Genomic DNA, 24,319 nt, shown 5'->3' with positions numbered 1-24,319 from the left:
TTAAATGATGAGAGAAAAAGCCGTTACAACCTCATTTCCTGTAATCCTTCTGATGTTTCCGGTACCGCCGCCTGGCTGATTTTGATATAAGCCGCCAGTGTTTTGATGGTGGTTAACCGGAAGAATGTGCGGACGGATATATGCAATCCGAATTTTTCCTGTACAGCCGCTGACAGGCGCATCACCAACAGGGAATGCATGCCTAAGCCAAACAGGTTATCGTTGACGCCTACACGGTCTGTCTCGAGCAGTTTTTTGCAGATGTCTTCCAGCACTTCTTCTATTTCATTGCCCGGTGCTTCGTATGGTGTCTGCACGACTTGTATGTCCGCCTCCGGCAATGCTTTTTTATCTACTTTTCCATTAGGCGTCAACGGGAGCCTGTCGAGCGTAACGAGTTGTTCAGGCACCATATATTCCGGTAAACGTTCTTTCAGATAAGCCACCAGCGCGTCGCGATAGTAGTCATCACCTGTCACGATGTAGCCGACCAGGCGTTTAGGGCCGCCGGTATCATCCCCATTCGCCAATACTACGGCAGCCTTCACGCCAGGGTACTGTTGCAGTGTGTTTTCAATTTCACCCAGCTCTATCCGGTAACCGCGTACTTTCACCTGTTCATCTATTCTGCCCAGCATCTCGATGCTGCCATCAGGCAACCACCGTCCCAGGTCACCGGTGCAGTACATGCGTACCGTGCCATCTGCATGGAAAGGGTCTTTGATAAACTTCGCTGCCGTTTTCTCCGGGTCGTTCAGATAACCCCTCGACACGCCGATACCGGAAACACAGATCTCTCCGGCCACGCCAACAGGGCATAGCTGCCGCGCAGTGTCCAGTATGTAAATGCGGAGGTTCTGTATGGGCTTGCCCAGCGGTACATTATTACGGGCAGGCGCTGCATACATGAAATGATGCGTAATATCATCAGATGCTTCCGTAGGGCCGTAGGCGTTCACCACCGGGATAGTGCCGTAGGAGGAATGGTTAAACCATTTCGTCAACACAGCCTGGCTGACCGGCTCTCCCGTCACCAACAGGTACTGAAGGCTGTCCAGCGGAGCCGGGTTCTCTTCCATCAGTATGGTGGCCAGATAAGAAGGCACCAGCTCCAGCACGGTAACGCCATCACTGCTGAGACGGCGTAACAACGCGGCCGGATGATGGACCTGCGCTTCCGTATAAACCACCGTACGTCCGCCGCTCAATAAAGGCGAGAACATCTGCCAGACAGAGATATCAAATGTATAAGATGCTGTATAGGCCATAATGGTATCAGCATCCATCTTGAGATCATTTACCTTGGCAAATAAATGATTCAGCATACCGGCATGCTCCACCATTACACCTTTGGGCCTGCCGGTTGAGCCGGAGGTATAAATAATATAGGCGAGATCGTTAGGGGCGGGCGCGGTAAACAGCGGCGTTACCGGCTGCGCGTCCAGTGTAGCGGCATCTCCATCCATCAGGAAAGTGTTCAGCACCGTGATGTCGCTTAATTTTTCACTGCCGTAGTTGCTACTAACGATCAGCGGAGCATTACAGTCATCGAGGATGTAACTGATCCTGGCGGCCGGATATTCCGGGTCAACAGGCACGTAGGCCGCACCTGCTTTCAGAATGCCCAATATGGCGACGATCATGTCCGCAGAACGTTCCAGGCAAACAGGCACCAGCGAATTGCCGGTGATGCCCTCCCCTGCCAGGTAATGCGCCAGCTGATTGGAACGCTCGTCCAGCGCTTTATAGCTCAGCACCGTATCCCCGGCGATGACAGCCGGCGCGCCGGGCGTAATGGCAGCCTGGGACACGAACAGGTCTATAAACGTTTTATCCTGCGGAAACGCTACGGTCGTGTTGTTAAAATAAACCAATAACTGCTGTTCTTCTTCCTGCCGCAACATCGGAATAGAACCGATGTGCGCGGCCGGCAGCTGCACAACAAAGCGCAACAGCTGCTCGAAGTGCTTCACCAGTCGCTGAATACTTTCTTCCGTGAACAGGTCCACACAATATTCTATGTAACCGCTTAAGCCGTCAGCATCTTCCTGCATGCAGCAGCTGAGGTCAAACAGGGTAACGGTATGCGGAATTTCTTCCTGTGTGATATGCAGTTCTCCTAATTTCAAATCAGGAGCGTCCGGCATATTAAAGAGCTCAAACATGACCTGGAACAAGGCCGTCCTGCTCATGTCCCGGTTTTTCTCCACCAGCTCCACTATTTTTTCGAAAGGCGCATCCTGGTGGTCGTAGGCGTCGAGGGTGGTTTCTTTCACCTGCTGCAGCAGCGTGATAAACGTAGGATTATCACTCAAATCGCTGCGCAGCGGCAGGGTATTGACAAAGAAACCGATTAGTCTCTCCACTTCCTGTTGCGTTCTGCCGGCGATGGTAGTGCCTACGCAGATATCGTCCTGGCCGCTGTAGCGGTACAGCAACACTTTGAAAGCCGTCAACAACGTCATGAACAGCGTGGTGCCCTGTTGCTGCGACAATACCTGCAGCTGGTCACGCAGTTCCCTGTCCAGGCGGAAGCGGCTGATAGCACCGCGTGTGCTCTGTATCGGAGGACGCGAAAAATCTGTTGGCAGTTGCAATACGTCCACTCCCGACAGTTTTTCCTGCCAGTACACCAGCCGTTTCTTTAAAGCAGCGCCTTCGAGGTGCGTGCGTTGCCAGATGGCATAGTCCGGGTACTGGATGTCCAGGGCAGGCAGGTGTGCCGCGCCGCCGGTGCTGTACGCACGGTACAGCGTGATAAGCTCGTCCACCAATATCGATACCGACCAGCCATCGGAAGCAATATGGTGCATCATCAGCACCAGTACATGCTCTTCTGCCGACACCCGCAACAAATGCGCGCGCAGCATAAAATCCTGGGCCAGGTCAAACGGTTTGTATACCAGGCTGGTGATATAGTCCTGCAAGGCTGCGGCGTCTTCGCTTAAAGCGGCATCGTCCACTACCACCAGCTGCCACTGGTCTTTGTCCAGCAGCTGCTGGTACGGTTTTCCCTGCGTTTGCCTGATGATGGTGCGCAGCGATTCGTGGCGGTGTACGATCTGCCCAATGGCATGTCCCAGCGCGGCATTGTCCAGCACGCCTTTCAGCCTTAACACGACCGGCATGTGATAAGACACGCTGCCTTCCAATTGATCAATAAACCACAGGCGTTCCTGGCTGAACGACAGCGGAATTTGTGCGGGCCTTTCTCCCGCGAAGAGCGCAGGCAGCAGCAGCCCTTTATGTTGCAGTTGCAGGTAGGCGGCCAGTGAGGCGATTGTAGGATGCAGGAAAAAGTCTTTTACGGTCAGCTCTGCTTCCATCTCTTTACGGATGGCAGATACCGCACGGGTAGCCAGCAGGGAGTGCCCGCCCAGCTCAAAGAAATTATCCTGCGTGCCGATACGTTCCAGGCCCAGCAGGCGTTGCCAGATATCGGCCAGCTGTTGTTCGGCAGCGGTGACCGGCGCCTGGTAATTCAATATGCGCTTGCGTTGTATAAATTCCCATTCCGTTAAAAACCGGCGGTCCACTTTACCATTGCTGGTCAACGGTAACAGCTGCATGGGCACAAAAGCGAAAGGCACCATGTATTCCGGCAGCCTTTGTTGTAACTGCGCCCGGATATCTTTCTCCAGTACTTCGCAGATATCGGGGAACAGGGGGATATTGGTCTTTATACCGTCGATATAACCGGCGGACTTGCTGTAGGATGGTTCCACAAAACCGTTGAACGGCACTTGTTCCAGCAGCAGGTTTATTTTAAACGGATCTTCGTTCAGCAGGAAACGGTAATGATAACCGGCGGCTTTAGCAGCGGCCAGTATCTCGTTCACCACTTTGGTATCATCGTCCGGCGTCAAAATATAGTCCGCCAGATCGCCCACCTGGTTAACGCTTCTGTTGGAAAGCGCCTGTTCCAGCAGTCTTTCTTTCCACAGCCTCGGGTTAGGTACATGCTGCAAGGCAATACGAGGCTGACCGGCAGCTAAGCGGGACAAGACACTGTGCTTATCGGTTATTTCGTCCCATGCCTGCCATTGCGGCTGCAGCACCGGTTTTTCTATATCGAGGTGCAACACTACGGTGTAGCGGTAAAGCGTCAGTTCATTGATATAATCGCCCTGTTTCCATTGAATGTCCACATGGGTAATTTCCGGGTACAATGATTGCAGCTGGAAGAAATAAGCGGGCGAAAAACACAGCTCTTCTTCTTTCCATACTTCCTGGTCCACATTCCATTCGAATTCGCGGAGACTGGTTTTACTTTGCAGCTTGTCCAGTTGCAGCCGGCGTTTGAAAGAAGGCAGTAAACGCAGGTCTCTGACGTCCCCGATCACGATATGCCCCTTCCCTTTCAACAGGGTAATGGCGTTGTCCAGCACATCAGACATGTACTGCGCGCCCGGGAAATATTGTACAATAGAGTTCAGGATCACGGTATCAATGGTGGTGCCTTCCTCCAGCGTCACTTCATGCGCTGCACATACCTTCAGCACGGTGTCAGGATAGTGGCGCAGGCCTTTGTCGATGTGCTGTTGCAACTGACGGGTAGACACCTGCGAGAAGTCGGTGCCAATATATTTTTCGACGTGACCGGCCAGCTGGAAGTAAATCAGGCCGGTACCGCATCCTATTTCCAGTACATTACGCGGGTTGGTGGACAGTACCACGCCGGTAATGTCTTCCAGCCAGCTGCGCATGTTCTGCGCTGGTATGGCTTCACCCGTGAAACTGTCGTTCCAGCCGGTGATGTTAAATTCCCCGTCGAGGTCTTTTACTTCATCGGCTTTGCTGTAAGCTGTTTCATACAGTTCTTTCCAGGTGGCCACCTGTTGCAGGTACAGCTCCTGTTCTGTGCGGAGCACGGCCTGGTGGTCGGGCACATAATAGCTGACCAGCTTTTTGTCGGCCGCCTGTTGTTCTTTCACCACCACGCAGCTGGCAGCCACGGCTTCCAGGTTGTTCAGCGCTCTTTCTATTTCACCGGGTTCTATTCTGTAGCCGCGCATTTTAATCTGATCGTCCATGCGTCCCAGGTACTCCACTGTGCCGTCCGGCAGCCAGCGGGCACGGTCACCGGTGCGGTACAGCCGGGCGCCGCGTTGTTCGCTGAAGGGGTCTGTCACAAATTTCTCCGCTGTTAATTCAGGTTGATTCAGGTATCCGCGGGAAACGCCGTCGCCGCCCACATACAGCTCTCCCGGCGTGCCTACCGGCAACAGTTGCATGGCGCTGTCCAATACATAGGCGGTGCGGTTGGCCAATGGACGGCCGATAGGAATACTCTTGCCCGGCACCACCGCGGTGATATTCCAGGTAAGGGAGAAAGTGGTATTTTCCGTAGGGCCGTAACCGTTAATGATCTGTGTAGCAGGATAAGCCGCACGGAATTTACGGATATGTTCCTCTGATAACTTTTCGCCGCCTGCCATCACTGCGGTCAGCCCTTCAAAAATAGAGATATCGTCATCCACCAGTTGATTAAACCAGCTGGCGGTAAACCACATTTTGGTCACGCCCCGCTGACGGATCTCCTGTTTGAGCAACTGGTTGTCCAGCAGCCTTTTTTCCGGGCATAATACCAGCTGTCCGCCATTCAGTAACATGCCCCAATATTCGATGGTAGTGGCATCGAAAGAAGGAGAACCGGTAGACAGTAAGGTGTCTTCCCTGCTCAGTTCTACGAAGTTGCCGCCACGGGCCAGGCTGGTCACGTTGCGATGGATCACCATAGCGCCTTTGGGCCGGCCGGTAGAACCGGAAGTATAAATAACATATGCCAGCGAATCCGGGTCTGTCTTCACGACCAGAGGATGCGCCGGCATAGCGGCCAGTAAATCCAGAATATTATCTACAAAAATCAGGGTCGCGTGTTCCGCTTCCGCTGCCAGCAACGCCTGTTGGTCGGTGGTGGTCAGCACCAGTTTGCTGGCGGTATCATGCAACATATAGGCAATACGGTCTTTGGGATAAGCCGGGTCAACAGGCACGTAGGCGCCGCCGGCCTTCAGGATACCGAGGATGCTCACGATCAGGTGAATGGAACGTTCCATGCACAGCGGCACCATCGTCCCTTCTTTCACGCCCTGTTTACGGAGGTAATGGGCTATCCGGTTCGATTGTTCTTCCAGTTCCCGGTAAGTAAGCTGTTGTTCTCCGAAAGACAAAGCGATAGCGTCCGGCGCATGGGCCACCTGCTCTTCAAACAAGGCGGTAATCGTTTTATTGACCGGGTAAGGCACTACATTATCGTTGAAGGTCACCAGCAGCTGATGCGTTTCTTCCACGCTCAGCATTTTCAGTTCTCCTATAGCGGTGACCGGGCTTTGTACGGCCGCTTCCAACAGCGCCATATAGTGCTGTATCATTCTCCGGATAGTGGCTTCCTGGAATAAGTCTATACAATATTCCACTTCCAGCGCAATGCCGTCCGGTCTTTCTTCCACGGTCCAGAAGATATCAAACAGGCTGGTGCTGCGGATAACTGGTTCAGTCGTCATAGCGGCTTCGCCTAAACGTAGTTCAGACATCAGCGGGATATTCTGCAACGTGAACATCACCTGGAACAACGGATTTTTCCGGATGTCCCGCTCGCCCATCACTTCCATCACCACCTTTTCAAAAGGCACTTCCTGGTTATCGTGGGCATCAAACAACGTATTCTGCACTTCTTTCAAAGCAGCGGCAAAGGAAGGGTTGCCACTGAGATTGCTGCGGAGCGCGAGGGTGTTCACGAAAAAGCCCAGCAACGGTTCCAGTTCCACCTGTGCCCTGCCGGCGGTAGCGCATCCAATGCAGATGTCTTCCTGCCCGCTGTAACGGGACATCAATACTTTCAGGGCAGTGAGCAAGGTGGTGAAAAGAGTAACGCCCTGCTGCTGTCCCATTTTCTTTACCCTGGCAGACAAATCCTTGTCCAGCTGCATGTAGATCACAGCACCGCGGGTGCTTCTCACTACCGGACGTTCAAAATCCGTAGGCAGCTGTAGCAGGGTAACGCCTTCCAGTTTTTTCTTCCAGTAGGCCAACTTCTGCGCTACCAGCGGTCCCTGTAAAAAGCGACGCTGCCATAAAGCGTAGTCCGCATATTGAATTTTTAATGCGGGCAGCTCCGGCTGACGGCCGGCCAGCCGCGCATTGTATATTTCTATCAGTTCCTGGAAAAAGATATGTGCAGAGGAATCATCAAAAACAATATGATGTATGACCAGCACCAACACATGCTCCGCGTCTGAAATACGGACCAGGTATGCCTTCAGCATATTGCCTTCAGACAATTTAAAAGGCGTGTTCACCAGGCCGGCAATGTACGTTTGCAGCGCGGCCGCATTATGCTGGTACAACGGGTCGTCTATTTCCTCGAGGTGAAAGCTGACCGATTCCTGTATCTGTTGATAGGTATGACCATCTTCCTGGTCAATGTTGGTCCGTAATATTTCATGGCGATCCACGATATACTGCAACGCGTACGCGAGCGCGTTTTTATCCAGGCGGCCTTTCAGTCTGGAAATAGCCGGCAGGTTGTATTGTACGCTGCCTTCCAGCTGGTCGATGAACCACAGGCGTTCCTGGCTGAAAGACAACGGGATGCGGGACGGCCGCTCCTGTTTTTCAATGACGGTGGGCAATACATTCAGCACGGCTGCCGGCACAGGCGCGGTGTGTTTTTTAGTAGCGGCGATTTTCGGCAAAAAGCCGGCCTGCTGTAATTCGGTGATAGTGTCTCTGAAACATTTTTCGATGAAGTCAATATCATCGTCGGTATGCGCTGCAGAGAGGAAACAGGTTTTACCTTCCCATATATATACGCCTTTTTCCAGCAGATGGTAGAAGAAAAGGTCCATGTTACCGGAAATGGAGAAATAAAACAGGGAGCCAAAGTGGTTCACTTTGATAGGCACCTGGTTATCATCGAGCAGTTTGGTGATATTGCCGATCAGGCGGCTGGTGCGCATATTCAGCTTTTCCTGCAAAGCGGGGCCTTGTCTTTCCAGTTCTCCTAAAACGGCCAGGGAAGCCACCATGCTCAACGGATGTTTACAGAACGTACCGGCCAGGAAAGTAGTTTCCGCCTTGGGATAGGAATCATCTTTATAGTTCCACAGCCCGCCGTCAAAAGCCTGCATACACCAGTCCCTGCCGGCAATGATGCCGATGGGCATGCCGCCGCCGGCGATCTTGCCGTAGGTGACCATGTCTGCGCGAATACCAAAATGGGCCTGTACTCCGCCCGGGTGAACGCGGAAACCGGTAATCATTTCATCAAAGATCAGGATGATTTTTTCCTGTTCTGTCATGGCACGCAGTTCCTGTAACAGCGCTTTGGGCTGATAGCCCGGCCTTCTGCTCTGAATGGGTTCCACCAGTACAGCCGCCAGTTCGTGTGCATGCGCACGGATCTGTTCCACCACATTGGGATTGAGGTAATCGAACACCAGCACGTCGGCCACCATGTTGGGGATAACGCCCGGCGCAATGGGGATGCCGATACGGTCATGTTCGATATCCTCCACCATGGCCAGCGTACCATCAAAATAGCCGTGATAGGAACCGAGGAAAATAGCGATCTTCTTTTTACCGCTGGTGGTACGGGCCAGTCGCATGGCAGACATTACCGCTTCGGTGCCGGAGTTGTGGAAGCTCACCCTGTCCATGCCTGTGAGCCTGGCAATGCGGGTGGCCACTTCACCCGCCAGGTAGGTCTGCGGTCCAAGCTGGTAGCCTTTCTCCAGCTGCTTATGAATAGCGGCCGTCACTATCTCGGGGCGATGGCCTAATAAGTTGACACCAAATCCCATGGTCAGGTCCACATATTCATTTCCGTCCACGTCAGTCATTTTTGACCCGAGAGAAGACTCGGCCACAATGGGATATACCATTTCTTTGGTCGCAAAACGGAAGCCGGCGGATACGCGGTTGTCCGCCAGTACCGGGCGGTACTTCTCCGTAAGCGCCTTGGAGGTTTTGGTTTTGGTAGTGTATTTTTCAATAAACGCGTTCAGGTAGGCCTGTTGTTCCGGTGGCAACTGTTGTCCCGGTTTGGTTTCTATTTTCGGGAAAATAGACATGCCTTTTTTAGGCGCAGCAGCGGCAGTATTGGCCTGTGTAGCCGGTGCTGCCATAGGATGCCCGTTCGCAGCATGACCATTTCCATTGCTCTGAACAACAGCCGGTGGCATGCCCTGCGACATCCATTGAAACTGTTGCGCAATAACGCTTAGTTGTTGCTGCATCAGCTGCACCGTGTCCTGGATAACGTTATACCCCCCGGGCGCTTGCATCTGCGGGGCAAACGCCGGTGCTGGCAGCGGAGCTGGCGCAGGAGCAGCAGGCGGTGTTACGGCTGCTGTTACCGGAGCTACAGGAGCTGTTTCCACCGGCATACTATCAGCCGTTACAAACACGGTGGCATGCTCCGCGATATACTCTGCCATCAGCTGAATAGAAGTCAGTTCTTCAAAGATCAGCCGCATGGAAAAACTCAATCCATATTCATTTTCTATTTTCCTCACCAGGCTGGCCATGATGAGGGAATCCGCTCCCTGCGAGAGGAAGGGCACGTGCACGTTCAGTTCCTGCGAGGGTGACATTTTCAGCAACCTGCGCAGATTCTCTGCCAGGTATTCAGCGATATATCCGGCACTATTGGGAAGTAAATGATCTTTGTGACTCATGGGCGTGTTTTTAGGGATGGTTATTTCCGCTACTGCAGGTAAACTTTCTTTCGGCTGACGATTCTTTTTTTCTATCCAGTAGCGTTCGCGTTGGAATGGATAGGTAGGCAAAATGGCTTTATGAGGGGCACCGGCAGCGTAAAAGGCCTGCCAGTTGATATTAATTCCTTTTACATGCAATGCCATCAGGGCGTTGAGCATGGTGGTCCAGGACGAACGTCCTTCTCTCATCACCGGCAGCAAACGATGTTCTTCATATTTCAGCGTCAGTTGCGCCATCGATAAAAGCGTGGGCTGTGGTCCCAGCTCCATCAGGTTGAATTCACCTGTTTCTTTTAGCGTTTGAATGCTTTGCGAGAACAGCACCGGCCAGAGGATATGTTTGCCCCAGTAGGCGGCATCCGTCAGTTCTTTGCCGGCAATAGCACCTGTCACGTTAGACACCAGCGGGATCACCGGTACATGGTAATGCACACCGGAGGCTATTTGATGGAACTCCTTGAGCACCGGTTCCATCAGCGGAGAATGGAAAGCATGCGACACCTGCATTTCCCGGCTGCTTATACCGGACTGTTTCAATGTTTGCGTCACGGCACGCACGGCAGCCGTCTTTCCGGAAATAACTGTCAGCTCCGGCCCGTTGATTGCCGCAATAGCGATGTCGTTGCCATATGGCCGGATAGCTGCTGCTACGCTGACAGCCGTTGCAAACACCACGGCCATGCTGCCTTCTTCGGTGACGGCGTTCATCAGCGCAGCCCTTGCAGTGATGAGCGCCAGGCCGTCGTACAGGCTGAACACACCTGCAGCATAGGCCGCTGCGTATTCACCGGCGCTATGCCCCAATACGATGTCAGGCGTAACGCCCCATGACTTCCACACTTCTGCCAGCGCACATTCTACGGCAAACAAAGCCGGTTGGGTGAAAACAGTTTGCCGTAACAGGCTGTTGGCTTCTTCTTTATCCTTTTTATAGAGCAGGTCTGTCAGCGAGAAAGGCCACGTCTTTTTCAGAAAAGCATCGCAGTCATCTATCACGCGTTTAAATACCTCGTTGTGGTCATATAGTTCGCGGCCCATGTTCCAGTATTGGGCGCCTTGTCCGGTGAACAACCACGCGATTTTGCCGGGCGACCGCAGGGCATCTCCGGTGTGTACGCTATGCTCCCCCCTACCGGCAACATAGGCCTTCAACTGACCAGCAGCATCTTCTCCGGACACAGCCTGCCAGGCCATCCGGTAAGGGTGGGCATCACGACCGGTGGCCATGCTCCGGGCAATAGCGCCGATGGTGTCTGTGCTGTGAGGCAGGAAAGCGATATATGCTGACACCATCGCTTGCAAGGCAGCCGGTGTTTTGGCCGACAGCAGCAAAGGATAGGCCGGCAACGTTTTTTCTTCGGGAGCTGTCACTGTCAGCGCTTCTTCCAATATCATATGCACGTTGGTACCGCTCAGGCCAAAGGCACTGACAGCCGCTCTCCGGGGCAACGCCGCAGCAGGCCACGGCGTGAGGATATCTGTCACCTTCACGGCCATATCCTTCCAGGGGATAAACCGGTTAGGCGTATTAAAATGAAGACTCGCAGGAATCTGGCGGTGTTGCAGGCTTAGTACGGTTTTTATAAAACCGGCGATGCCCGCCGCCGCCTCCAGATGCCCGATATTTGATTTCAGGGCACCCACCAGCAAAGGCGTTTCCTTTTTACGGGAGCGGCCATATACAGCGTTCAGGGCCAGTACTTCTACCGGGTCACCAAGACGGGTACCTGTTCCATGTGTTTCGATATATTGTATGCTGCCGGCATCCACGGCGGCATTCTTCAGTGCCTTTTCTATCAGCTGCTGCTGCGCGATACCATTGGGTGCTGTCAGGCCATTGCTTTGCCCGTCGTGGTTGACGGCACCGCCCTTTATCACCGCGAGGATATTATCCCCCGCTGCCAGCGCATCTTCCAACCGTTTCAGCACCACCACGCCGGCGCCCTCTCCCCTCACATAGCCGTCCGCGTTATCATCAAATGTTTTACACTGCCCCGTTGGGGAAAGTGCTTTCATACGGCATAATTTGATCGTCGTGTCCGGCGACAGCATCAGGTTCACGCCACCGGCCAGCGCCAGGGAACACTCTTTGCGCAACAGGCTCTGTGCCGCCTGGTACACGCTCAGCAGGGAAGACGAACAGGCCGTGTCCAGCTGCAGCGCGGGGCCGTGGAAATCCAGCAGGTAAGCGATCCTGCCGGCGGCAATGCTTCTTTCGATACCCAGACCGGTAAATACATCTTCGTAGTAGGTCACATCGCTGTTATCACGGATCACCTGCTGATAATCATCTGTGCTCATGCCTACAAAAATGCCGCTGTCCGTGCCTCTCAGGGAGGACGGCGCAATGCCGGCATGTTCCAGCGCTTCCCAGCAAACCTCCAGCAGCAGCCGCTGCTGCGGGTCCATCGCCGCCGCCTCTTTGGGGGAAATACCGAAAAACAACGGATCAAACTGGTCAACGTTTTCAATAAAACCACCGTGACGGGTATACATTTTACCGGGCGCATCTTCCTGTTGATCGAAATAAGCGGATATGTCCCAGCGGTTGTCCGGCACTATGCTCACCGCATTGCGGGATGATCTTAACAACTCCCACATCGCTTCAGGCGAGTTCACATTGCCCGGAAAACGGCAACCGATGCCCACAACGGCCAACTGATTACCGGCAGGCGTTGTCTGCGGTGCTATATGTTTATTTTCCGGCAACGGGAGCGCCATTCCGGCGAAATGCGTGGCCAGGCTTTGTACGGTGGGATAATTGAATACCACTGTATTTTCCACCGGCATATGCAGGAAAAGTTCCAGATCGGCCGCCAGTTGCACGGCCAGTATGGAAGTAAGGCCATATTCAGCAAACGTCCTTTGGGCCGCCATTTCTGCCGGCGTAGTATGCAAATGCTGTATCAGCCAGGCCTCCAGCCATTCCTTCACACGGGATAACGTATGTACGTTGACGGTAGTAGCCTCCGGTAACGGCAGGGTAGCTACCGCTTCTGCCGGGGCGACAGCTTTCTCTGCAACGGCTATTTCTTTGATCGCCTCGTTGTAAGCGCCTTTGATATATTCTTCAACAAATAGATGTCTTCTTACTTTTCCGCTGGTGGTCTTGAAGATCTTCCTCACCGGAATTACCTGTTTCACTTCCAGTCCCAGCCGCGATGCCACAGTCCTTTTCACCAGTGATATCATGGGCAAAAATTTCTCCGCAGACATTTTATGCACCACAAAAACAACGATGGATTCTGATCCATTGGCCTCATCAGGGATGCCACAGGCCACTACTTTACCGGTATCAATCTCGTCCAGCGTTTCTAAAGTATGCTCTATATCATGCGGATATACGTTGCCGCCATTCACGAAAATGATGTCCTTTACCCTGCCCATGATATACAACACATCGTTCAGCACAAACCCTGTATCGCCGGTGTTCAGCCAGCCATCCCTGAAGGTGCTTTTGCTGGCGGCGTCATTGTTGTAATAGCGACCCGCCACACAAGCGCTTTTCACCCAGATAACGCCGGCATGGCCGGCAGGCAGCGCAGTGCCTTTCTCATTGGCGATCCGCAGCTGAAAGTCGCCTATGAGGGTACCCACGGCCACCACTTCGAGGGTGTCTGCCGCTGGCTTCTTCTCCAGGGCATTAGTAATATCTTTCCCGATCGTCAACGCTTCCCTTTTCACAAATACGCTCTGGAAAGGCACATCCGCCCTGGGGAACGTGATTTCCAGCGTGGCCTCCGCCAGCCCGTAAACCGCGCGCATGGCCATCGGATTGAGCTTATAGGCCGCCATCCTCTCGTTGAAAGTTCTCGCCAGGCTGGCAGAAATAGGCTCGGCGCCATTCAGGATGATCCTTAAAGAAGACAGGTCTAAACCTTCTCCTTTCTCTTCTGAAAAATGATTTAAATAATATTTATACCCGAAGTTGGGAGAACAGGTGATGGTAACGCGGTAATCAGAGGCTTTCTGCAGCCATAACAACGGATGCCTGATGAACAGGTCCGTAGGCATGATGTATTGTTGTATGCCCGCCGCCAGCGGATTAAGATGGTACCCAATTAATCCCAGGTCGTGGGTAAGCGGCATCCAGCTCAGAAAGATATCATCGTCGGTGCATTCATAGGCTTCCAATACCGCGGAGATATTGGCGATCAGGTTGCGGTGCCGGAGCTCCACACCTTTGGGATTGCCGGTAGAACCGGAAGAGAACTGGAGAAACGCGATATCGTCCGGTGTAACATTTACCGGTGTTCCCGCCGGGAAATTGTCTTTGTTTTCATCCAGGAACAGCACCTGGTCATAAAAAGTGCGGTCGGCAGCGCCATCACTATAATCCTGTTTGCACAACTTTTCATAATGCGCGGGCGTGGTAACGATGTAAGGGTTTTTAAGATATGCCCTTATCTTATACAGTTTTCTGGCATTTTCGCTGTAATGCGTAACAGAAACCGGTACAGGTATGATCCCTCCTAAAATACAGGCCCAGAAATACTGAATAAACTGCTGGCTGTCGTCCAGCTGCAACACCAGTTCATCACCGGGTTTCAATCCTTTATGTTGTAAATATCCCAACAGCTGCAAAGCGTCCTGGTACAACTGATGATAGGACAGGAAATTGGTCCTGTTAGCTGCTACTATAAAACTGACGCCTTTATCGCGTTGATCTTTCTGGTTAATCAGCAGCTCAGACAGGGTCTTCGAGGACAGCTCTTTTCTCATTTGTGCTCAGTTATTTGTTCAGTAAAAACAATGATTTAACCTGTAGAAAGATGGGACCACCACCTCACTACATCCATACTATCAGCCGGCATAGGGTTAGTAATGCTTATTCTGCGACAGCATATTTCCGTTCGTACAACAATTCCTTTTCGCCAAACAGGCGCTCGGCGATCATACCTTTCTCCTGGCAGTTTTTAACGAGTTTGTCAGACTGGATAATAGGATTGGAAGCGTCCGTATATTTAATGCTGCTGATAAACTCCAGCCATGGCTCCATGCCCATTGCATATACGTACACTTCTTTCGGGTTAAAGATTTCCACCAGCGACATTCCTTTTACACAATCAGAACCTGCCAGCCTGCGGCTGCTGTCCTGCTCACGGGTGATCTTCTTTGTCATCAGCGGGCCATAGAGCCAGGTCAGGGGCGCGCCATCGCATTCCATGCCCAGGAACATTACGTCCACATCACCGATGCTGTCATGAATATGTTGGTAGAGTGCAGGCTCACTAATGCGGGAATCCGCCAGGAATAAAAGTTTGAAGCCGCTGATCTGTACCAGGTAGCAGGCTTTGGACAAGATATTGAGATCGCTGTGTTCTCCGGTAAAGGGTAATCCTGTGATAGTGGTATTGCTAAATGTTATGGTCTCCATTTCTTCTATCGCTTCCACCTGGTCAAAACCAATGTTCTGGAACATCAGCCGCAGGTCAGGGTTCTCCAGTTGGCCGGAGTTGGTACGGGGCACGATCAGGTGTTTGATCTTATGACGGAGCGGTAACAGTGTTTCAAACAAAATATGGTCCTGGTGATTGTGGGTAATCAGCACGTAATCGATCACATCCGGCAGGTCGGCATCGGAGAAATGTTCTATGTCGCTGTCGTATCCGTAGTAGCTGATCAGCGGGTCTACCAGGATGCTGACATCTTTTGTTTCCACCAGGATACAGGCGTGGCCGAAGTAGCGCATGCGGATTTTATCACCGGTATATTTCTTATAAACGGGGGGCGGTGTGGTAGTAAAAAAGGTATTAAAAAGCGCTTCGTCCTCTGGGGAGATGGCTAACAATGTCTTGATATATTCCATGCTTTTCGGACTGCGCTTCATTCTGGCCAGTTCATCGATGCCGGCATGGTCAAAGGGTATTTCCAGGTGCAACACTCCCGGCTCATTGAGCCGTGGGGTGCTCAGGCAGAAAGGACGATGGTCATTTTCTGTCACCCACAGGGCGATGCTTTGGGAAGACTTATTATAGAAGCGGCTCTTATAGAGCAGTGCTTCAAAAAAACGGAAATCCGCGTTGTTGTTACGGTCGTAGAACAGTTCTACATATCCTTTGAGGATAGGCGGCACTTTTTCGTACAACGATTCCATGCCCATGCCTTTTCCTTCTGACTCCAGCAGACGGTCCAGTTCTTTTACGGCTTTGGAAAACTTCAACGCTTTCTCCTGCTCTTTCATGGTTTTTTCATAGAGGGCGCTCACTTCATCTACACGGTCAACCGGTATGTCCATAAAAGGTCCCCCTTTCATTTTGGGGTTCAGCACCGCTTCCGCATGAACAGAAGGTTCCATGATAAAGGAGTCCATGATATTAAGATGCCGGCCCACTACGTTCATAGCGGCCGTGGCAGGTGATATCAGGTGGCTCCAGGCGTACCATCTGTCAAACAAGGGTTCAATTACTACGTTGGGTTTTAAGTAAAATTCATTACCACTCATGATGGTGAGATTTCGCATTTAAAAAATATTGATCATAAAAGTGTTTCCTCCCAGGTGTAGCAGACCTTACCACGACGTAAGGTCCGGCGTCCGCCTGGTGGAAACACTTGTGTATCATGAATGTCACAGGAGCTGTAGTCAATCCGGCAGTTTGGTAAGTTCCACCCATACCAGTGATTATCGGATAAAAACATGCTTCCTGCGAGCATCCAGACGACTTAACAAAAATACCTGTGATCTGGTGTCGGGCTGTTTACTGTTAATCGGCGAGTACCGTACCGACGTTTGCTACTTTCGCTTTTTCATAAAAGTAAACTGCAGTAGCAATGTCAAACACGGCCATTCCCATCGGATTAAACATGACCACCTCTTCCATCCCCGCATTTTGTAATTTGTCTTCACAAATGATATCCACAAGTGACAGCGTGCTTTCTTTCGTTAGTCCCTGCGTTTTGTGCATCACTTCGATGTCTGTATTTTCCCGGCATACTTCCTCCCAGTCATCGACTACGATGTATTTAGCGTAGTTGATAAATTCGGGCACATAATCTCTCAGGGAAACATTCAGTTGCAGGGAACCTTTCTTAGGCGCTTTGTTGATGTATGGCTTTTTTGATACAGTACAGGTCATGAGTATATCAGCATGCTCGAACGCTTCTTCCCAGGTATGGACGATATTTACTTTATCTTTTAAGGACGCAGGGACCAGTGACGGGTCGGGTTGATTAAGATCGTAGATATTCACATGGTCCAGGCGGTCACCCAGCAACGTGCTGATCATGTCCAGGTGTTGCTGGCCGATAGGCCCGAAACCGATAATACCTACGGTTAATTTCCCCTGCCGGTTGCGTTGCAGGTATTCCTTCACTACCAGGCCGGTTACCGCTGCCGTACGAACAGCGCTGACATGGCTGGTATTGATAATACAGGCAGGCACACCGGTGTCTGCATCATTTAATATAGTGACAGAATTAGCACGTGGAATATTCTTCCTGATATTATCCGGAAAGCTGGCGATCCATTTAATACCGGAAAAAGATACTTTACCGCCTACAAATGCAGGCATAGCGATGATACGGTTAGTGACGTCCCGGTATCTCAGGTAAGGTTTGATGGGTTGGGCAAAATCTCCATCCTTCAATGTGTGGACTGTTTCCCGGATCTTTTCGATCACTTCTTCCCAGTTAATTCCCAAGTGTAACAGATCGGACTTACTTAAATAGTACATGTTTATTATGCTTTTATGGTAGATAGCTTTTCCATCATGTTATTTACCCATTTCTTGTCGTATACATTGTTGATATAGGAATCTCCGCGGTCGGCGCAACAAAACAGTGTAACAGGGGCACCCTCGATAGCGTGTGAATTAAAATAGTTCTTGATAGCGGCATAGACGGCACCGGAAGAGGCGCCTGCAAAAATGTTCTGTTCTTTAACAAGCTCGTGACAGCCTTTCACCAATTCTTCGTGCGACACGATCATAATTTCATCGATAATGGCATGTTCCAATATGGAAGGTACTTTGCTGGAGCCCAGGCCGGAGACATATCTCTTTTGGGGAGGGATATTAAAAATCACCGAGCCTTCAATATCTACGGCGACAATGGTGACATTGGGGAATTTTTCCTTTACTTTTTGGGATATCCCGCTGATGGTGCCGCAGGAACTCACCGCAATAAACATATAATCCAGCTGCTCAAACCGGTCGCAAATCTCTTTTCCCAGCGTGTTATAGTATCCCCGGAAGTTATCAGGATTGTCATACTGGTTCGTCCAGAAGCTGTTGGGATGCCGGGCGCACAGTTCTTTTACCGTTTCGATCCTGGTCAGGAGATAACCCCCGGTGCTGTCTTCCTTCTCCACTTTCACTACCTTGTCCGTAAACAGGCGTAGCATGGCCTCATTCTCCCGGTTAATATTAGGATCGATGACAGGGATAAAGGACAGTCCCAGATCTTTGCAGATCCTTGCCAGCGCGATGGCAAAATTACCGGAGCTGGACTCAACGATGACTGTATCGCTGTTGACTTTACCATTACGGATGGCGTTAGAGAGAATACTCAGCGCAGCCCTGTCTTTAATGCTGCCTGAATAGTTCCTGTATTCCAGTTTGGTGAACAGGGACACTCCCGGCATGTTCAACGCTACAACTGGCGTATTTCCGATCAGACCGCTGATCTTTTCGAGGGAAGATAACATCATCTCATCAGGTTTTCAATGATTTAAAATGGGACATCGGGATAACAAAATGTTTTCCATTTACCTACCCGTTGCTGTTTTCTATATATGTTTTATTACATCCATATCTCACCATAGTTGACATAATACTGCATTCACCGTAAGGGATAAATTTTCTTACAGGCGTGACAGATATTTTGTTCATATGAAAGAGAAGCCCAGACTACGCAAGGGCAACAACATTGACAACAGTATCATAAGGCAGGTGTATTAAATACCCTTTTACTGTACTTAGGCCCTGTTGTAACAATTGTAGCGTAGCGGCAGCAATCAGCACGGTTTTCCGTTCCCGATTAAATATCCAATACCATTAGTAATGTAAGCCGGGTCTGGTAAAACGACAGTTATACCGACCGGAAAAACCAGGCGCACAGTTTTTTTCTTAAATCTCTTTGTGGAAAATCGCTCTTTCCGACAATACACAGTTTGTAAATCAAGTTTGTCATAACTTGACCCGGGTCATTCTAAACAGGTTTTTAAGGATGACTGACAACAGTGCTTATACACAAAATGTATAAATGCTGATGCTGGAATCTCTTACTGGTCTCTACATGTTCATGGGATTGAAAAATAGGGTCAGAGAAAACATAGTTGTGGTGGAAACAACCTTTTTATATCGTAAATACTTTCCAGTTCGTGATGGAAACATATTCGTTAGCGAAGTAAAGTAAATAAATAATTCTCAAACAACAAAAAGTCTTATCAAGAAAATGCAAAAAATTATTTTTCCCGTAACATTGAGTCACACTCCCAAACACCAGTAAAATAGCGCCTTTACATAAACACCATGAAATATTACCTCACCGCATACTGCCATTAAACTGCCAACGACTGCGGTCAATATTAGATGTCAAAACAGGTATTATTTACGTTTATTAATTATAATAGGAAACCAAACAATCATGATCAATGCAGTAATATTTCAGTAGAAATATTGACTATAATAAAAAACAAAACCCCGCGCACTGCACGGGGTTTTGTTTTTTTATACAGCTCACATAAGGCCTGACAGCCATTGTGACGGCAGTCATTTTTTCGCTTACTGCGAAAATCACTCGGTGATCACGATCTTGCCTGTTTTCAGCGGTTTGGCTGAAGGCTGTTTACTATTGTAAATACTATAGATATAAACACCTGTGTTCAGATTACCGGTATTGACAGTGCTGCCATCATTCACATATTCAACGCGCACCATCCTGCCTCTGACATCATATAACCGCAGCAGCAGCGTAGCATTATCATGACTGCGTACAGTCACGCTTCCGCCCAGTTGCACCCTTGTGGGATATACGCTGATATTGCCAACCTGTTGTTTACCAGCCAGCACCGCTTTTGTTGCAGATGCCGTAGTGTCCGGGCAACCGGCGAATGATAGTTCAGCGATGGAAGTCCACGGATTCGCGTTTACCTCAGAAGTGGCCACCAGTTTTACATAACGGGCTTTCACGGTGGGAGAGAAAACAACATCCTGTGCCGCCGTACTGTTCACAAAGTTGCCACTGGCCACCTGCGTCCAGTTGATGCTATCGGCGCTTACCTGTACCTGATAGGCATTGATGCGCCCATTGGTACCTGACTGCCGGGGCAGATAGGTGAGCTTGCTCAGGTTATACGCGCCACCGAGATAGATGGAGATATAATGTGGCATGGGCGCCGTACTGTTGTACCACTGCGTATGCCAGAAGGTACTGTTGTTTCCGTCAATAACATTGACCGCCGGAGCGCTCTCCCCTGTTGTTTCCTGGCTGTCGAACTGCGATACCCTCAACTGCGTACGTGGTATCGGATTGTTACAGGCCCCGGCCACTGGCGGAGTGCCCGGACTGCCCACGCCAAAGCCGCCCACACCGGTATTAAAGGTGCCCGCCACATAATAGATGGTAGCGCCTTTCTTCCCGCTGCTGTCACGCGATACGTAGATCGTACCGACCCCGTCAGGCTGAGGATTTGATGGGGTAACGTTGCCCACCTTGTTCTTCACTTTCACCAGCTGCACGGAATCCCAGGTGAGACCTGTAGCGGCCTCCCAACCTTGTTTTTCAGCGGCGGTATAATATAACGTTACCTGCAGGCTGCCGGCACTGTTGTTATTGGCAGTCGTGATCTTATATGTTTTTGAAGCCAGGTAATGTGTAGGGACGGTATCCCAGAACGGCACGGCAGTGGCGCCTGCACGGTCTATCTGCACGGTGGCGCAGCCATAGTCAAAGGCCGACAGGTTTTTCACCTTCGCCAGGACCTTGCCGGTGCTGTCCGCAAAGTAAACGGTGGCATTAGGCCCGAGGTACTGCGTAGTGTTGGTATTCAGTGTACCCGCCACCGTAGTAACGGCGGGCCGTGTATTAAAGATCAGGTTAGGCCTGGTAGAGCCATAGCCCGGCGCATTGAAACTACACCCTGCACCGCTGGTCTGCCGCTGGAATGCCGTAGGATTGGCACCGCTCACAGAAATAGACGCAACGAGATTGTCTCCCTGGTCTGTACCGTCCGCATTGTTGTAGCAGGACTGTATAAGGATGTTACTGCTGCCGTCCCAGTAGAAGGGCTGTGAGAACGGAACTTGCACCCATCCGGTGTCCGTTACGCTGATGCTGCCACTGTACACCGTTGTGACCGGACTGTTATCAAATTGTGTGTCCGTAAACGTTGGCTGTAAGGTAGTGCCTACTGCCAGGTTGAAATTCTGGAACGTGCTGGTAGTAGTGACGGTACGTGAAATCACATGATAAGCGATGGAGTAGATATTGCCGCGTTGCAGCCCTGCCGCTCTCAGCTCATCTGCCGGATAAATAGTCTGGGTACGTTTGTCAGACTGTGTGCCATTGAACGGGCTGGACGCGCTGCCCCCCGTAGTACCGTTGCCGTAAGTGAGGTTAACAAGCCCCGTATCTCCTACCGGCGATCCGTCCGGATAGCTGATATTCACGCGGCAGGTTTGTGCTGACGGGTTAGCCATCGCATTCGTAGTACCGTTGACGTTAAACGACAGCAATGCATATTTGCCGGCCAGGTCTGTCTTACTGCCGTACACCCTGAGGGTAACGGTGCGTGGCGCCGTCTGTCCGGATGCGAAGACCAGCGTGTCGCCGGGCGTGGTAAAGCTGCCGTTGGTGGTCACATCATAATCGATGCCCTTCACCGCGGAAGACGTAGAACCTGCCACCAGCTGCACATTGGCATTACCGGAGGGAGCCGGGCTGATGGTCAGGTCAACTGTATAATCCGTATAAGGCCTGCATCCTGATTTGCTAACGCCGCCGGCGGTCGTATTGACAGTGGTGGCCGAAAAAGAAACCAGCGGCGTGATGGCGTTATTGAATTTGGTGCCAAAAACACCACGGCCATAAAAGCTCACCCGCAGTTCACTGCTGTCCGCCACACCGTTGTTGTAGGCAAAGATGTCCGTAATGTCAGCAACCGTGGGCAGTCCGATGGAATACAGCGACCAGTCGGCCATGTTCTTGTTGCGGTAGTATACGCCGCGCGCGGTGGCAAGGTATACCGATTCGTTGGTAGCGTAACGGTCTTCCAGCAGCCGGATAATATTCACCGGCGGCAGCGTGCCACTGATGTCAGTGAAAGTGTTCCCCTGGTCTGCGGAGCGGTACACTTTGCTGCCGCAGGAAACATACACCACATTGGTATCGCTTTTAATGGTAGTAACGCTGGCGGCTACACTGGTGGCCACCGGCGCGGCCACGCTGACAAAGGTGGGCGATGCCGCCAACGCATTGCGGGTACGGTATACTTTCTGATTGGTGGTGACATAATACACCACATTGGCATCCGCATTGCTGACATGCAGCGCCTTGATCTTTTCTGTGTTGTTCACCAGCCTGGTCCATGCGGGGGAAGCTGCGGTAATGTTGGTACTGCGCCACAGTCCCGTATCAGCGATGAACGCCACGCTCACATTGGCGGGCGTAAATTCCAGCTCCATCTTATTGGAAGCGGTGAACGGCACATTATAAGCGCTTTCACTACCGGTTACCGCTCTTCGCTTACCGTTTTCGTAATAATACACCTGGTTGTTGGTGTTATAGTCAAATGCGGAACGTGAGCCCCAGTCGCCGCCCCTGTTGGTAAACCACGGATTGACGGCGTATTTGTAATACAGCTCTCCGTTGTCCTGCGTGCCGATGCTGATCATATCCCGGCGGATAGGGCTGTTGGAGGCATGGTACACTTCCGTTGACGAAAGCCCGTCGCTGCGTGGCACCCAGTTGGTACCGCCATCTGTGCTGAGCCACACGCCGCCATCATTGTAGTTAAACACCTTACTGGTGTTATAGGGACTTACCTTGATGCCATGCATGTCCGTGTGGATCATGGTCCACCAACCCGTCTGTATCTGTGTCCAGTTGCTGCCGCCGTCAGTGCTTTTCCATACAATATGCGCCACCAGGTAAAGAATGTCCGCATTCACCGGATCTGCGCCAATAGCGAAGTTATAGTTACCCTGGCCGCTGGAGGTGGCATTATAGCCTACCAGATTGGGTGCCACGTCGCCTTTTACCTGTGTGAAACTGGTGCCGCCATTGGTGGATTTATAGATCACGCCGCCGGAAACGGCATCATTGGCGCCTACCATTCCTACATACACCCGGTTGGAATCGGCGGGTGTTACGGCTATCCTGCTGCCTTTGGCCCCCGCAGCCGGCAAGGTAAGCGCAACGGGCGTCCAGGTTTCGCCCATATCAGTGGACGTATAGAACCCACCGGCCATGTTTACGGCATAGATAGTTGTGGTATTGGTGGACGCCTTGTAAGCCATATCCGTGAACTGGCCGCCACTGAGCTTGTTGGTCCAGGAAGTGCCTCCATCCGTTGTTTTCCATATGCCATCGTTGGTAGCGGCGATCAGCACATTGTGATCTGTTTTCGACATAAGCAGTTCTACTGCCATCCGGTTGCCGATGCCGCTGTTGGAAGGCAGCCACGACTGCCCGCCGTCAGTGGTTTTGTAAACACCCAACGCTGTGCCATAGTAGTTGGGATCACCTGTTCCCAGGTACATGATCTGATCATTGGTATAATCAATGCATACGGAAGCGCAGGACGCTTTAGGCAGCTCGTCGGTGCCCTGCAACTGCCAGGTATTGGCCGTGTCCGTACTTTTCCAGAGGCCCCATACGCTGGTGGCGTAGATGGTGGCTGCATTGGAAGGGTGGAACTTCATCTGTGTAACGCGGCCGATGCCGTTGATCTGTCCCGAAGAGTTGACCGGGAACAGCACCGGGCCTATGTTCCGCCAGTTGCCATAGTTCTGCGCTGCGGCAGATACCGATAAAAAAAGGGCGGATAAAAACAGGTATATATATTTACGCATAGTCATTGCGGTTATTTCAGTTGATGATGGGGAATCGCTATTGTTTTACAACTTTTTGCCGGAGTTATCATTGTTCTTCTCCTGTTCTTTCTTGTCTTTCGCGTGCTTTTCCTGTATGTTGGTCTTTAGTTGTTTTTGCTGCTGCCATATCTGCACCTGCCTTTCGCTGCTAAGGATAGACCCGTCCGGCTGTACATAGGGCAGTACCTGCCTTCTCCACCATTGGTACTTTTTGTAGGCGAAGGCGTATTTGCGTGCATCTTCTTCCCTGTCGCGTTCCGCTTCAGATTCTTTTCTCTTGAAAATGCCCAGGAACCGCCGTTTCCGCTCGGTGTTCTTTTTCACGTCCAGTATTTCATCTTCTTCTATAGGCAATTCCTTCCCCTTCCAGAAATCGTTGAAAGATTTTTCTATCACGAAAAAATTAACATTGGGATCATCCATCATAGTGACCCAATCAGGTTCTTTAGGCTGCTGGCGTGACTCATGCCGTTGTGCCGATACCGTTGTACCGAGCAACAGCCATGTCATCAGCAGCATGCAGTGCCGTAAAGGCTTCCAGACAAATTGCTTTTTCATTATTCA

General features: G+C 51.3%; 6 protein-coding genes. All 6 read right to left on the bottom strand.

Going from position 1 to position 24,319, the window contains the following annotated elements; genetic code table 11:
• Nucleotides 1-23 precede the first annotated feature (23 nt).
• Nucleotides 24-14,444, bottom strand: a complete 14,421-nt coding sequence (locus HGH92_RS24880; RefSeq protein WP_168873520.1) for a non-ribosomal peptide synthetase/type I polyketide synthase — start codon at nucleotides 14,442-14,444, stop codon at nucleotides 24-26.
• Between the two features lie 106 nt (nucleotides 14,445-14,550).
• Nucleotides 14,551-16,185: an MBL fold metallo-hydrolase gene (locus HGH92_RS24875; protein WP_247655048.1), complete on the bottom strand. Its 1,635-nt coding sequence runs from the start codon at nucleotides 16,183-16,185 to the stop codon at nucleotides 14,551-14,553.
• A 241-nt stretch (nucleotides 16,186-16,426) separates the two neighbouring features.
• Complete coding sequence (gene sbnB, locus HGH92_RS24870) at nucleotides 16,427-17,395, bottom strand: 2,3-diaminopropionate biosynthesis protein SbnB (protein WP_168873519.1); 969 nt, start codon at nucleotides 17,393-17,395, stop codon at nucleotides 16,427-16,429.
• 5 nt (nucleotides 17,396-17,400) lie between these two features.
• Nucleotides 17,401-18,369, bottom strand: a complete 969-nt coding sequence (sbnA, locus tag HGH92_RS24865) for a 2,3-diaminopropionate biosynthesis protein SbnA (protein ID WP_211092739.1) — start codon at nucleotides 18,367-18,369, stop codon at nucleotides 17,401-17,403.
• 1,087 nt (nucleotides 18,370-19,456) lie between these two features.
• On the bottom strand, nucleotides 19,457-23,734 hold the full coding sequence (locus HGH92_RS24860) for a discoidin domain-containing protein (RefSeq protein ID WP_168873518.1): 4,278 nt from the start codon (nucleotides 23,732-23,734) through the stop codon (nucleotides 19,457-19,459).
• 45 nt (nucleotides 23,735-23,779) lie between these two features.
• Complete coding sequence (locus tag HGH92_RS24855; protein WP_168873517.1) at nucleotides 23,780-24,313, bottom strand: hypothetical protein; 534 nt, start codon at nucleotides 24,311-24,313, stop codon at nucleotides 23,780-23,782.
• Between the last annotated feature and the right edge of the window lie 6 nt (nucleotides 24,314-24,319).

This window comes from Chitinophaga varians (assembly GCF_012641275.1).
Classification (GTDB): Bacteria; Bacteroidota; Bacteroidia; order Chitinophagales; family Chitinophagaceae; genus Chitinophaga; species Chitinophaga varians_A.
This window is presented reverse-complemented; position numbering and strand designations above follow the sequence as displayed.